Annotated in this window: 10 protein-coding genes; 2 read left to right on the plus strand and 8 right to left on the minus strand. The window is 75.6% G+C overall.

All coding sequences use genetic code 11. From position 1 onward, the window contains the following. Positions 1-5: 5 nt before the first annotated feature. The 5 genes from FB454_RS01270 to FB454_RS01290 all read right to left on the minus strand — a co-directional run bounded on the left by FB454_RS01270 (position 6) and on the right by FB454_RS01290 (position 6,800). Positions 6-2,192 carry a sigma-70 family RNA polymerase sigma factor gene (locus tag FB454_RS01270; RefSeq protein WP_486485385.1) on the minus strand — a complete coding sequence of 729 codons (2,187 nt, stop codon included), beginning with the start codon at positions 2,190-2,192 and terminating at the stop codon, positions 6-8. 84 nt (positions 2,193-2,276) lie between these two features. Beyond that, positions 2,277-2,942, minus strand: coding sequence for a TcmI family type II polyketide cyclase (locus tag FB454_RS01275; protein ID WP_013286776.1), 666 nt, complete (start codon positions 2,940-2,942; stop codon positions 2,277-2,279). Between the two features lie 38 nt (positions 2,943-2,980). Further along, a complete protein-coding gene (locus FB454_RS01280) occupies positions 2,981-4,207 on the minus strand; it encodes a cytochrome P450 (RefSeq protein WP_145822325.1) in 1,227 nt (408 codons plus the stop codon). After that, positions 4,204-4,497, minus strand: a complete 294-nt coding sequence (locus tag FB454_RS01285; RefSeq protein WP_145753556.1) for a putative quinol monooxygenase — start codon at positions 4,495-4,497, stop codon at positions 4,204-4,206. The genes FB454_RS01280 and FB454_RS01285 overlap by 4 nt, the downstream gene beginning before the upstream one ends. A 23-nt stretch (positions 4,498-4,520) precedes the next feature. After that, positions 4,521-6,800: an FAD-dependent oxidoreductase gene (locus tag FB454_RS01290; RefSeq protein WP_145822326.1), complete on the minus strand. Its 2,280-nt coding sequence runs from the start codon at positions 6,798-6,800 to the stop codon at positions 4,521-4,523. A gap of 181 nt (positions 6,801-6,981) precedes the next feature. On the opposite strand from FB454_RS01290, the gene FB454_RS01295 reads away from it, so the two are divergent. Then, a complete protein-coding gene (locus FB454_RS01295) occupies positions 6,982-7,740 on the plus strand; it encodes a class I SAM-dependent methyltransferase (RefSeq protein ID WP_013286780.1) in 759 nt (252 codons plus the stop codon). A gap of 64 nt (positions 7,741-7,804) precedes the next feature. On the opposite strand, the gene FB454_RS01300 is transcribed toward FB454_RS01295, so the two are convergent. Together FB454_RS01300 and FB454_RS01305 are read right to left on the minus strand one after the other, a co-directional pair. Beyond that, a complete protein-coding gene (locus FB454_RS01300; RefSeq protein WP_013286781.1) occupies positions 7,805-10,522 on the minus strand; it encodes a helix-turn-helix transcriptional regulator in 2,718 nt (905 codons plus the stop codon). Positions 10,523-10,615: 93 nt separating this feature from the next. Continuing rightward, positions 10,616-11,506 carry an alpha/beta hydrolase family protein gene (locus FB454_RS01305; protein ID WP_013286782.1) on the minus strand — a complete coding sequence of 297 codons (891 nt, stop codon included), beginning with the start codon at positions 11,504-11,506 and terminating at the stop codon, positions 10,616-10,618. A gap of 140 nt (positions 11,507-11,646) precedes the next feature. Here FB454_RS01305 and FB454_RS01310 point away from each other — a divergent pair, with 140 nt between their 5' ends. After that, positions 11,647-12,972, plus strand: coding sequence for an aminotransferase class V-fold PLP-dependent enzyme (locus FB454_RS01310; protein WP_013286783.1), 1,326 nt, complete (start codon positions 11,647-11,649; stop codon positions 12,970-12,972). Between the two features lie 13 nt (positions 12,973-12,985). Here FB454_RS01310 and FB454_RS01315 read toward each other — a convergent pair whose 3' ends face one another. Continuing rightward, a complete protein-coding gene (locus FB454_RS01315) occupies positions 12,986-13,204 on the minus strand; it encodes a YwqG family protein (protein ID WP_013286784.1) in 219 nt (72 codons plus the stop codon). Positions 13,205-13,224: the final 20 nt, after the last annotated feature.

Consider the following 13,224-nt stretch of genomic DNA (forward strand, 5'->3'; position numbering starts at 1 on the left):
ACGCCTCAGCGGGCTGTCAGGTCGGCGCCGAGCCGGGTGCCGGTGCCCAGGTAGCCGGTGGACGGCAACGTCCCGTCGGCGCGCCGGGGCCCCTCGGCCGTCCGCGGATCGGTGGACCGCAGCCGGGCGGCGCTCCAGCCGTCGTCGTCCCACGAGTTTCCGGTGGCGGCGACGCGCTCACCGCCCCGGGCCGGCGTCCGGTTGTCCAGGGCCAGGTTCCACCGAGCCGTGCCGCCGGCGCCGGTCAGGTCGAAGCCGGCGCCACCGTTGCGGAACGCGGTGTTGCCGGTAAGGTCGATCCGGCCGGCGTTGGCCTCCACACCGAATCCGTGCCCCCGGTTGCCCCAGGCGGCGTTGTCCCGCACCCGGTGACCGGCCGGGACCGGTTCCCCGCCGCCGAGCGAGAAGCCGTACCCGTTGCTGTCCCAGCCGGTCACGCCCCACCGGTTCTGCCCGTTGCCGTAGGACCAGTTCCGCTCCACGGTGACCGGGTCGGCGAAGCCGCCGAGGTCGATGCCGTCGTCGGCGTTGTGGAAGGTCCGGTTGCCGCGCAGCACGTTGCCCGCGCCGTCGCCGAACTTGACCGCGAGCCCCACGCCGGCGCCGCCCGGGTCCGCCGGGTCGTAGCTGCGGAAGAAGTCGCTGTCGAGCACCTGGTTGCCCACTGTGCCCGGGTCGCGCAGCGTCAGGCCGGAACGGGCGTTGTCGTGCACGGACAGGCGACGGAACACGGTGTGGGAGCAGGCCCGGCAGACCCAGGCGTGGCTGCGGGAGCCGCGTACCTCGATGTCCTGCACGGTCCACCAGGCGGTCCGCTGGGTGACGGCCCAGGCGTCCGCGGGCACCGCGGCGGCGTCGAGCACCGGCCGCTCGCCCCGGTATGCGCTGAGCACGATGCGCCGGTCCGCCGTGCCGTCCGTACCGATGGTCACCGGTTCGGTCATCCGGTACGTGCCACCGCGCAGGGCGATGGTCTGGCCGGGCCGGACCACCTCGGCCGCCCGGTTCAGCGTGGCGTACGGGCGGCGGAGGCTGCCGTCGCCGTCGTCGCTGCCGTCCGGGGCGACGACGATGTCGGCGTCGGTCACGCCGGTGAGCGCACGCGACGGACGCGGCGACGGGACGGCGGACGGGGCGGCGGACGGCGTTGCGGCGGCCGACGGCCCGCCCCGGACCGGGAGCGTGGGCGCGGCGGCCACCACACCGTCCCGGCCGTCCGGCTCGTGGCGCACGGCAAGGGTGAGCGCGGTGACGGCCAGGACCGCGACCGTGCCGGCGGCGACCGCCGCCTTCGACGACAACGCCCGCCGCAGGCCGCCCACCGCGGCCGGCGCCACGGGCGGGACCGCCACCACCGCCGGTTGCGCTTCGAGCGCCGCGCGCAGTCCGGCGGCCAGGCCGGCCGGCACCGCCAGCCCGGCCAGGCCGGGCAGGATCTGCTCCGGCGTGCCGCGGCGTCCGCCCGCGGCGAGGCAGGCCGGGCAGGCCAGGACATGCCGGCTCAGCCGTTTGCGCCACAGCGGCACGAGCGTGCCGTCCCACGCCCGGGCGGCGACGGCCAGGCCGGGGCAGCGCGGCCGGGCCCGCCACGCGGCCAGGACGGTGTACGCCTGCGCGAGCCGGGAGCGCATCCGCTGGATCCGGACCGCCGCGTGGGAGGCGCCGACCCCGAGTGCCTCGCCCACGTCGCCGCGGGTCAGCTCCCCGGTCAGCTCCCGCCACCACAGCGCGAGCACCTCACGGTCGTCGGCGTCGAGCCAGGCGACCGCGGAGAGCACGTCCCGTCGCCGGGCGTCCCGGTCCACCTCGGACAGGGCCGCGCCCGCGGTGTCCGCGTCCGGATCCGGCACCTCCGCGTACGGATCCAGCGGCACCTGGCGGGCCCCGGCCCGGCGGCGGGCGTGCTCGCGGACCTGGCGGATGGCGATGGTGACCAGCCAGGCGCGGAACCGGTCCGGCTCGCGCAGCGTGGGCAGCCGCTCGACGACGCGGAGCATGACCTCCTGCACCACGTCGTCGACGTCGGCGTGCCCGGCCAGCGCGCGTCCGACCACGTTGTACACCAGCGGAAGATGGGCGGCGAGAAGCGCGGTGAGCGCGGCCCGGTCACCCTGGCGTGCCGCCGTCACCAGTTCGACGTCCACCGCCGCCGCCACGGCGCACCGCCCTCCGGCTCCCGGGAGACGTGCCACCGCCGGCGATCGTGGGAGCGCGCCCACGAGGCTGACACAGGGTCACCGGGTTGTAAACCCCGCTCGTGGTCGCGTCCGGGGCGCTCAGTCCTGGGCCTGCCAGCGGTAGAAGACGGTGGCCACCGAGTCCTGCGGGCCCTGCCACCGGTCCGGCCGGTACGGCTCGATGTACGGGCCCAGGTCCTGCATCACCTTGCCGAACGCGGGCTTGTCACCGTGCTGGTCCCGGGTGGCCTCGGCCGCCGACGACTCCTGTTCGAGCAGGTGCACGTAGACGTCGTCGATCGAGTAGAGCCAGCGCCCGGTGACCCCGAGGTCGGCCGGGAGCGACCCGGCGTCGGACTCGGCGAAGACCCGTGCCACGTCCGGCTCGGCGCCCGGCTTGATCCGCCCGACGATCACGGTGAGCGTGGTGTCGGCTGGCGGCTCGCCCTCGGGCGCCCAGTGGTAGAACTCCTTCGCCACCGAGTCCGACGGGTTCTTCCAGTAGCGCGGGTAGGGCGTGACGTACGGGCCGATCTCCTCGGCGATCTTCTGGAAGGCGGGCAGGCCGCGGGTCTGCCCGGAGATCCGCGGGTCCTGCTCCCGCTCGATCACGTGGATGTAGAGGTCGTGGTGCGACAGCAGGTACCGGCCGATGACGCCCAGGTCCTGCGGCCGGGTGGCCTGGTCGTAGTGGCCGAACACGCCGCCGACGATCTGCTCGCTGCCGGGGACCATGTGACAGACGATCACGTTGCGGAAGACCATGACTGCTCCTTGGTGGGTGGGTTCGGACGGCGGCGCCGTCACGCGGTGAAGGTGACAGGCAGTTCCAGCAGGCCGCGGAACGGCGAGGCGGCGGGGAGCCGGCGCACCTCGGCCAGCGGCACGCCGAGACGCAGTCCGGGCAGCCGGCGCAGCAGCGCGCCGAGCGCGAGTTCGGCCTCCATCCGGGCCAGTGAGACGCCGAGGCAGTAGTGGACGCCGTGACCGAACCCGAGGTGCGGGCCCCGCACCCGGCGCAGGTCCAGCCGGTCCGGGTCGGCGAAGTGCGCCGGGTCGTGGTTGGCCGCGTTGATCGCGACACCGACGATCGCGCCGCGCGGGATGCGTACGTCCTGGTAGTCGACGTCCTCGGTGGCGATGCGCGGGCTGGCCACGGGCAGCGGCCCGTCGAAGCGCAACAGCTCCTCGATCGCGGCGGGCAGCAGACGCGGCGTGGCGCGCAGCAGTTCCATCTGCTCGGGGTGGGTCAGCAGGGCCAGTACGGCGTTGCCGAGGAAGTCGGCGGTGGTCTGGTGCCCGGCGAACAGCAGCAGGAACGTGGTGGTGACCAGTTCCGCCTCGGACAGCGTCCCGTCCTGGTCGACCGCCTTGATCAGCGCGCCGATGATGTCGTCGGCCGGGTCGTCGCGTTTGGCGCGGACCAGCCCGGCCAGGTAGTGGTGCAGCCGGAGCTGGGCCTCCTGCACCGCCGCCCGCTCCTCGGCGGGGGGCCGGCTGGTGGAGCCGGAGGTGCGGATGACCTGGGTCCAGTCGAGCACCCGGCCGTGGTCGGCGGGCGGCACGCCGAGCAGTTCGCAGATGACCGTCATCGGCAGCGGGATGGCGAAGTCGTGCATCAGGTCCGCCTCGCCGTGCGGCGCCATCTTGTCGATGAGCTGGTCGACGATCGACGCCACCCGGGGGCGCAGCGCCTCGATCCGCCGGGGCGCGAACGCCTGCGACACCACCCGGCGCAGCCGGGTGTGCTCGGGCGGGTCGGAGTTGAGCATGTTGCGGTTCAGACCCTCGGAGTTCGGGCCGAAGATCTTCAGGTAGTGCTGCTCCGGTCCGTACAGGTCCTTGGACAGGCGCGGGTCGGTCAGCGCGGTGCGGGCGTCGTCGAAGCGGGTGATGAGCCAGGAGTCGAAGCGCGGCGAGCCGACCGGGCAGACCGGCCGCTCGGCGCGCAGCCGGGCCAGGGTGGGGTACGGGTCGGCCGCGAACGCGTCGGTGTGGAGCTCGCTCGCCGGCACCACGTCGTCGGTCATCGCCCCTCCCCCGGCTCGCCGGTCACGCTGTGCAGCACCTGGTAGGTGTGCCGGTCGGCGGACTCCCGCAGCTCACGGATGATGCTCAGCAGCCGGTCCCGGTGCGAGCTGCGCCCGAACGCGTCGAGCCGCTCGCGGTCCGCCCAGTCGCTGATGATCAGATAGCTGCGCGGGTCGTCGGCGTCGCGGACCAGGTCCTGGTGCAGGCAGCCGTCCAGGGTGCGGATCTGTTCGGCGGCGGTGAGCCACTCCGCCTCGAAGCGCTCCTCGCAGCCCTCCCGAGTCCGCATCGACAGCACGGTCCGGACCCGGCTCACCGGGCGCTCCCGAACACCAGGTGCAGGTGCTTGCGCAGCGCGTCGGGGTCGACCGGCGCGCCCCGGAACCCGATGTGCCCGTCCGGGCGGATCAGGTACAGGCCGGTGCCGTCCAGCCCGTACGCGGCGCGGAAGCGGCGCTCGGCGTCGCGCACCACGGGCGGGTCGAGCAGTCGCGGTTCGTCGGCGTCCGGGTCGAGCAGCAGGTACGCCTCGACTTCCCCGCCGGCGAGTCGGCGCGCGTCGGCGCACAGGCCGGTGAACGCGGCCAACTGCCCCGCGTCGGCCGTGCGGTCGGCGTAGAGCAGCAGCGTGTGCCGGGTGCCCCGGGTCAGGTCGCGCAGCCGCAGCGGGTAACCGACGCCGCGCCGGCGCAGCCCGTCGACGTCGGGCGCGATGTCGCCGGGGCGGGGCGCGTCACCGAGCGCGGCCGGGTCGGCGACGGTCTCCCCGACCAGCGGGCTGCCGGCGTAGCTGAGCAGCATGGACATCTCCTGGAGGAACTGCCGTTCCAGGTCGGCGCGGTCCACCTCCTCGGTGCCGGCCATCCGTACCGCCCGGCCGACGATCTCCTCGCCCTCCGGCCGCCGCTCGGTCTCGTAGCTGTCGAGCAGGCCGGGCGCGGCGAGCCCGCGTACCGCCAGGGCCAGCTTCCAGGCGAGGTTCCAGGTGTCCTGGATGCCGGTGTTCATGCCCTGTCCGCCGGCGGGCGGGTGCAGGTGGGCGGCGTCCCCGGCGACGAACACGCGGCCGTCGCGGTAGCGGTCGACGATGCCGTGGCTGATCCGGAACACCGACGACCAGCGCAGATTGCTCGCCCGGGTGCCCGGTGGCGCGAGGCGGTCCAGCGCGGCCTGCACGTCGGAGATGGTCGGTTCGTCGAGTTCCTCGCTGAACCCGGGCGGGGCGTCCCGTCCGCCGGTCTGGGCGAAGAACCGGGGCGGGGCGAGGGTGGCGATGCGGTAGCGGTGCTCGCCGCGCAGCGGTACGCAGACGAGCATCCCGTCCATCTGCCCGTCGGTCATGTGCAGGAACCGCAGCAGGTGCCCGTCCGGCATGTCCCAGTCCACGTCGACGTCCACCAGCATGAACAGTTGCGGGAACCGGCCGAGCCCGCCGGTGAAGGTGAGCCCGAGCCGCTCCCGTACCCGGCTGTGCGCGCCGTCGGCGCCGACCAGGTACGCCGCGCGTACCGTCTCGGTGCCGCCGTCGGCGGTGCGGACTGTGGCGGTCACGCCGTCGGCGTCCTGGGTGAAGTCGACGAGTTCGGCACCGCGCTGCGGGCGGACCCCGAGCGTGGCCAGCCGGGCGGTGAGGATCCGCTCGGTCTCGTACTGCGGCAGGCCGAGGTGGGCGTACGGCAGGCCGGGCAGTTCCCAGCTCATCCGGTGGGTCTGCTCGCCGTTGACGAAGACCGTGTTGCCGGTGAGCCAGATGCCGGCGTCCATGGCCTCGCGGACGACGCCCTGCTCCTCCCAGATCTCCATGGTGCGGCAGTGCACACCGATCGCCTTGTCGGCGTGGCCGGGCGGGGTGGCCTGCTTGTCGATCACCAGGCAGTCGATGCCCCGCCGGGCCAGTTCGACGGCGGCGGTCAGCCCGGTGGGCCCCGCCCCGACGACGAGTACGTCTGTTGTCCTGTGCACGTCGGCCTCCCAGCCCGTGGTGGGTTGTCGGCGGCCGTCCGCGTCGGGCACGACGTGGAACAGCCGGCGCCGGATGTCGAGAAGGAACGGCGCGATCGGCCCGGCCTGCGCCGAGGCGTGGGCCGGGTCGCCGATCCAGGCGAGGAACGGCGCGGCGCCGTCCCACTCGGCGAAGATGTGGTGGATGTCCGAGCCGGGCTCCCGCAGCAGTTGTTCGCGGCGGTAGCCGGGTATCGCCGCCATCCGCCGGACCACCTCGGGGTAGCCGCTGTGGAACTCGGCGAGCCGGTCGAGCGGCACTGTCAGTTCGACGTCCACGTAGACCGGACCCGTCCCGTCCCCGGTCTCGCGCATCAGCGGGTAGCCGGGGTCGCCGTCCGGCTCGGTCAGCGGCCGGAGCAGGTCGGCCAGGCGGGCCGCCACCGGCCCCCGCCGGTACGCGCGCAGCGCCGCCTCGTCGGCCCACTCGGTGACGACGACGAAGCCGCGCGGGTCGAGGGCGTCGCGCAGCAGCTCGTGCCGCAGGTTGCCGGCCAGCGCGCCGAGCTGCCCGGCGACCGTCTCGAAGGCCGGCCCGACCGCGGGCTCGCAGCCGGTGCGCGCGCGCAGCCGGAGCATCGTCCTGATCATGCAGCCCCCTCGAACGGTGCCGTCGTCGTGCCGCGACCCTGCCGCAGCGCGCGTCACCCGCTCGTCACCGTCGACCCGCCGCACGTCCGGTCCCGGTGACGCCGCCGGGACGGCGGCGCTTATTGCAAAACTTTGGCAACAAGCCTCGACAGGTCCATCGGCGGTAACTATCGTGAGCGGCATGACTCCTTACGATTTAGATGTGCGGGCCTGGCAGGAGAGCTGGGACCGGCAGCAGGAGGCGTACCTGCCCGACCGGGAGCACCGCTTCGCGGCGATGCTCGACGCCGTCGAGGCGGTCGCCGGCGACCGGCCGCCACGCGTCCTCGACCTCGCGGGCGGCACCGGATCGATCAGCCTGCGGACGCTGGCCCGCCGGCCGGACGCCGAGGTGACGGTGCTCGACCTCGACCCGGTGCTGCTCACACTCGCCGAGGCGGCGCTGGCCGGGCGGGCCACTGTGGTGACCGCCGACCTCAACCGGCCCGACTGGGCCGCCGCGCTGCCGCACCGCGACTACGACGCCGTGCTCACCGCGACCGCCCTGCACTGGCTCGACGGTCCGCGCCTCGCGCGGTTGTACGGCGAGATCCGCGACGTGCTGCGCCCCGGCGGGGTGTTCGTCAACGCCGACCACATGCCCGACGAGGGGATGCCGACGCTGACCGACCGGCTGCACACGCGGGCCGGCGAGCAGCGGGCGGCCCGGCACCGCGCGGGCGCGGCGCTGTCCTGGTCGGACTGGTGGGAGCAGGCAGCCGACGATCCGGTGCTCGGGCCGCTGGTGGAGAAGCGGCGGCAGATCTACCCGACCGGGCACAGCCCGGAGTGGAACCCGCCCGCGACCTGGCACCTGGACGCGCTGCGCGCGGCGGGCTTCACCGAGGCCGGCGTGCTCTGGCGCGGCGGCGCGGACGCCGCGGTGGCCGCACTGCGCTGACCCCGGCGGCGCAGCCGGCTCGGCGGCGACCGACGCCGCGCGGGCGCCCGAGGGCGGCGGGCGGTCAGGACAGCAGTCGGGCCAGTTCGGTACGCGAGCGCACGCCCAGCCGGTGGAAGACGTTGCGCAGATGGTGGTCTACGGTCCGGGTGGACAGGCACATGCGGGTGGCGATCTCCCGGTTGGTCGCCCCTTCCGCGACCAGCCGGGCGATGTGCAGTTGCTGCCCGGTCAGCAACTGCTCCGGGCCGTGCCGCACCGGCCCGACCGACTCCCCCGCCGCGCGCAGCTCCTCCCCCGCCCGGTCGGCCCAGACGGCGGCGCCGAGCAGGGTGAACGCCTCCCGGGCCCGGTGCAGGTGCGCGCGGGCGTCCCGGGGCCGGCGCCGGCGGCGCAGCTCGCGGCCGAACAGCAGCTCGGTGCGGGCGCGCTCGAACCGGTCGGTGTCGGCCGGGTGCAGCCGCAGCGCCGCGTGGAACTCCCGTTCGGCCTCCGGACCGCCGCGCGGCGCGAGCAGCGCCCGGCAGCGCGCGGCGAGCGCCCGCCGCGACGGGCTCGCCGTGCTGCTGGCCCAGTGGTCGAACACGGCGAGCGCGGCGGCCGGCCGCCCGCCGTCGTGGGCGGCGGCCTCCACGAGGTACGGCGTGGCCATCACCTGTACCAGCACCTGCCCCCGGCCGGTGCGGGTACGGGCCAGCGCGGACAGCCGGGCCACCGCGTCGGCGTACCGGCCGTCGATCAGGTCCAGCACGCCGAGCGCCCAGCGGGCGTAGGCGTCCGGCCGGCTCCCCGGCGCGGCCCCGTCACCGATCTCGGCGATCCGGGCCAGCGCGGCGTCCCGGTCGGCGCGGACCGCGGCCAGCACGGCGAGGATGCCGAGGTGCACCTGGGCGCACACGTGCTGGCCCGTGGCGCGGGCCGCGCGCACGCCCTCGCGGGCGGTCTCCGCCGCGGCCTCGTGCCGGCCCAGCCAGTACTCGGCGACCGCCCGCAGCTCCAGCGCCCGGGGCAGCAGGGACAGCTCGCCGCGTGAGCGGGCCACCTCGGCCGCCCGGCCGGCGAGCCGGTGCGCGGGACCGTCTACTGCGACCAGCAGTGCGGCCGCGGCGGCGCAGACGAGCGCGCCGGGGGTGAGCGCGGGCCCGGTCAGCCGGCCGCCGAGGACGACGACCCGGCGCAGCGCCGGGCCGCCGCGCGCGTGGTCGCCGCGCAGCGTCGCCCCGACGCCCGAGGCGAACGTGGCCAGCAGGTCGAGCTCGGGCGGGTCGCCGGGCCGCCGCAGCGCCTCGGCCCGGCGGGCCACCTCGGCGTACCGGTACTGGTCGCCGGTGACGCAGATGGCCTCGCCGGCCCGGACCAGCGCCAGCAGCGCGGCCCGCCGGTCGGCCGGCGCGACCGCGTCGGCGGCGGCCAGCAGCGTGGCGACCGCGTCGGCGGGCGCGTCGCAGCGCAGCTGCATGTCGCCGCGGAGCAGGTCGGCCCGGCCCTCGGCGGGCGACGCGGCGGGCAGGCGTCGCAGCAGCCCTCGGGCCTGGTCCGGGTCGCCTGCTGTCCAGGCGCACCGCGCGGCCGCGACTGTCAGTTCGGCGGCGCGGCCGGGGTCGGGGCTCAGTTCGGCGGCGCGGCGCAGCACGACCGCGGCGGCGGCCCGGTCCGGCACCTCGTCGACAGCCGCGGTCAGCTCGGCGGCGAGCACGTCGGAGGGACAGTCGGCGGCGGTGGCGTGGCGCAGCGCCCGGCCCAGGGTGCCCTCGGCGAGCGTGCCGGCCAGCAGCAGGTGCGCCGCGCGCAGGTCGGCGAGCGGCGCGACGGCGGTGATCATCGTGCGGGCGAGCGGGTGCGGGAACGTCACCCCGCCCGGCCCGGTGCGCAGCAGTCCGGCGGCCTCGGCGGGGGCGAGCGCCTCGACGGTCAGCCCGGCCGCCCACGCGGCGCGGACCAGGGTGCCCGGGTCGTCTCCGGGATCGAGCGCGGCGAGCAGCACCATCCGCCGGGTCGGGACCGGCAGCCGGTCCAGGCGGGCCCGGTACGCGGCGGCGAGCGCGCCGTCCACGGGCGGCGCGTCGGGCAGCGGCGCCTCGCCCCGCCACTGGGCGGGGGTGAGCGTGCCGGCCAGGTCGGTCAGCGCCGCCGGGCTGCCCCGGCTGAGCGCGGCCAGGGCGGCGGCGACCGGCGCGGGTGGCCGCTCGCGGAGCCCGGCGAGCATCGCGTGGCACTCGTGGGCGTCCAGCGGGCGCAGCCGGTGAGCGGGTACGCCGTCGACGGTGGCCGGTGCGGTCGCGGTCAGCAGCATTGCCACCGGCAGCCGGCGCAGCCGGCGCGCCACCACGGCGAGCGTCCAGGCGCTCTGCGGATCGCCGGTGTCGAGGTCGTCCACCGTGCACAGCATCGGCCGGTCCGCGGCTACGGCGGCGAGCAGGGAGCGCACCGCCGCGGCCAGGGCCAGCCGCTGCTCGGCCGGGCACCCGTCGCCGCCCAGCGCCCGGCGCAGCAGCCGGCGTTGCCGCACCGGGAGTGCGGTGTCCGCGTCCAGCACCGGGTCGAGCAGGCGGTGCAGCCCGGCGTAGGGCAGTGTCGCCTCGTCGGCCAGGCCGCCGCCGGCGAGCACCGCGCGCTGCCCGGCCCACCTGCGGGCGTACGCCAGCAGCGCACTGCGCCCGGAGCCGGGCGGCCCGTGGAACAGCAGGGCGCCGCCGTCGTCGCGGTCGAGGAGCCGGCGGATCGCGTCGCACTCGTCGTCCCGGCCCCGCAAGGCTATATGCACTGTCGATGCAGAAACCATGCATGCAGTGTCACAGATGGGCAACCCGTCGGAAAAGAGGCGGACACGCTCCCGGGGTGGTCGCCGCGGCGACCACCCCGGGAGCGGAGGGGATCAGGAGCTGGGGCAGGTGTTGCGGTACTCCTCGATCGCCGACCCGGTCGGACCGGGGCAGAGGAACTGCTCGTAGCGGGTGTCGTCGTCGACGAACCGCTTCAGCCACGCGACCGTCTGCTTCGCCGTCGGCGTGTTCACGGTCTGCGGGAAGAAGTGGCTCGCGCCGTTCAGCTCCAGGTACGCCTTCTCCGAGGACGCCGGGATGCTGTTGTAGAACGGGATCGAGTGGCTCGCCACCGGTGCCACGCTGTCGCTCTCGCCGCCGATGATGAGCGTCGGCACCCGTACGTCGGACCAGGTCTTGTCCAGGTTCCACGGCGCGAGCGGGACGGCGGCCTGCAACGACGGCCGGGCCGCCGCGGCCTCCAGGCTGCCGCCACCACCCATCGAGTGCCCGGCCACTGCCAGCCGGGAGGAGTCGATCCGGCCCCGGACCGAGCTGCGCTGGGTCAGGTAGTCCAGCGCGGCCAGGAGCTGGCGGCCCCGGCTGTCCGGCTGGTCCAGCCGCGTATTGGTCTCGATGCCGATCACCACGAAGCCGTGCGAGGCGATCCGCGGCCCCAGCCAGCTCAGGCTGGACCACGAGGCGGTGTAGCCGGGCGAGATGGCGACCGCGCCGAAGGTGCCCTCGGCGGTGCTGGTCGGGTAGTAGATGACGCCGCCGCCGAAGCCGGTGACGCTCAACGAGGAGACGTTGATCGAGGAGGTGGCGAACGGCCCGCGACTGGCCTCCAGGATGGCGTTCGTGGGCGCCGGGCCGCGCTCGTAGGGGCTGGCCGCGTTCGCGGCGACCGGGACGGCGAGGGCGCCGCCGGTGGCGAGCAGTGCGGCCACGGCGAGGCGGGCCAGGGCACGGACGGAGGTACGGGAACGGATGGTGGTGGGCACGTCGGTCACTCCTTGCGCCGGAATTACATCGACATGCGTCAGCATCCGCGCCCGGACCGCCGACGCGCATCGGTGAAATCACCGGTCCCCCGGCACCGACGGTGACCCGGCCGTGACATGCACGGCGGACGATTGACCCCATGCATCCGACCCGACGGCGCCTGACCCGGCGGCACCTGCTCGGCGCCACAGCGGCGGCGGGCGTCACCGGCCTGGCCACCGGCTGCGACCCGGACCGCCCGGCGGCCGGGACCGCGGTGTCCGACGACGCGCCCGCCCTGGATCCGGCCAGCTGGGACAGCGTCCGCGCCCAGTTCGCGCTCGACCGCTCCCGGGCGCACCTGGCCACGTTCGTCTTCGCCCCGCACCCGGCCCCGGTACGGGCCGCCGTGGCCACCCACCGCGCCGGCCTCGACCGGGACGCCTCCGGCTACCTGGCCGCGAACGAGGAACGGCTGGACCGGGCGGTGCTCGCCGCGGCGGCCGGGCACCTCGGCGCGCGCTCGGACCACATCGCGCTCACCGACTCCACGACCATGGGCCTCGGCCTGGTCTACAGCGCGATCCGCCTGCGACCGGGCGACGAGGTGCTGACCACCGAGCACGACTTCTACGCCACCCACGAATCGCTGCGGTTGCGCGCCGAACGCGACGGGGTGACAGTGCGCCGGGCCCGCCTCTACCGCGACGCGGCCACGGCCGGGGCGGACGAGATGGTCGCGGGACTGACCGCGGCGCTCACGCCGCGTACCCGGGTGGTGGCGCTGACCTGGGTGCACTCCAGCACCGGCGTGAAGCTGCCGGTACGCCGGCTGGCCGAGGCGGTCCGCGAGCGCAGCCCGGAGGCGTTGCTCTGCCTCGACGCGGTGCACGGCTTCGGCGCCGACGCGTCCACACCGGAGCAGCTCGGCTGCGACGTACTCGTCTCCGGCTGCCACAAGTGGCTGCTCGGGCCGCGCGGCACCGGCCTGGTCTGGGCCGCCGAGCGGGCGTGGGCCCGGATGACGCCGGTGATCCCCAGCTTCGACAGGCGCGGCATCGGTCGCTGGCTCGCCGGCGGCACCGGTGGGCAGCCCGTGCCACCGGGCCCGGCGCACACGCCCGGCGGCTACCACAGCTTCGAGCACCGCTGGGCGCTCGCCGACGCGTTCGCGTTCCACCGGCGCATCGGCCCGGCCCGGGCCGCCGGGCGCACCCGGGAACTCGCGGACCTCCTCAAGGAGGGGCTGGCCGGGATCCGGGGCGTCCGGCTGGTCACGCCGCGCGACGCCGACCTGTCCGCCGGGGTGGTCTGCTGCGAGGTGCCGGGCGTGCCGGCGGACCGGGCGGTGGACCGGCTGCGGTCGGCCGGCGTGATCGCCAGCAGCACGCCCTACCGGCCGTCGTACCTGCGCTTCGGCGCGACGATCGCGAACGGCGAGCAGGACGTGGAGGCGGCGCTGCGGGCGGTCCGCACGCTGGTCTGAGCCGCTCCGGCTGTCACTCGGTGAACTCGCAGAAGGACAGCACCCTGTCGAACCGCCGGGCGGCGAGGTCGTCGTGGCGGATCAGGAACCGCGCGTTGACGTACTCCTCGTCCGGTACGCCGAACTGGGCCAGTGGCACCCACTCGCGCATCACCCGCTGCTCCTCCTCGTACAGAGCCACCATCTGCTCCTGGCGGGGTAGCGACCTCGCCTGCCGCTCCCGCTCCATCATGATCACCTCGGGCGGGTCCT

Source organism: Micromonospora sp. CNZ297 (genome assembly GCF_007827625.1).

Bases quoted from the DNA above. Each gene is read 5' to 3' on its own strand.
- FB454_RS01275 (WP_013286776.1), bottom strand. From the start codon at position 2,942: ATGGTCTTCCGCAACGTGATCGTCTGTCACATGGTCCCCGGCAGCGAG.
- FB454_RS01280 (WP_145822325.1), bottom strand. From the start codon at position 4,207: ATGACCGACGACGTGGTGCCGGCGAGCGAGCTCCACACCGACGCGTTC.
- FB454_RS01285 (WP_145753556.1), bottom strand. From the start codon at position 4,497: ATGCGGACTCGGGAGGGCTGCGAGGAGCGCTTCGAGGCGGAGTGGCTC.
- FB454_RS01290 (WP_145822326.1), bottom strand. From the start codon at position 6,800: ATGATCAGGACGATGCTCCGGCTGCGCGCGCGCACCGGCTGCGAGCCC.
- FB454_RS01295 (WP_013286780.1), top strand. From the start codon at position 6,982: ATGACTCCTTACGATTTAGATGTGCGGGCCTGGCAGGAGAGCTGGGAC.
- FB454_RS01300 (WP_013286781.1), bottom strand. From the start codon at position 10,522: ATGGTTTCTGCATCGACAGTGCATATAGCCTTGCGGGGCCGGGACGAC.
- FB454_RS01310 (WP_013286783.1), top strand. From the start codon at position 11,647: ATGCATCCGACCCGACGGCGCCTGACCCGGCGGCACCTGCTCGGCGCC.
- FB454_RS01315 (WP_013286784.1), bottom strand. From the start codon at position 13,204: ATGATGGAGCGGGAGCGGCAGGCGAGGTCGCTACCCCGCCAGGAGCAG.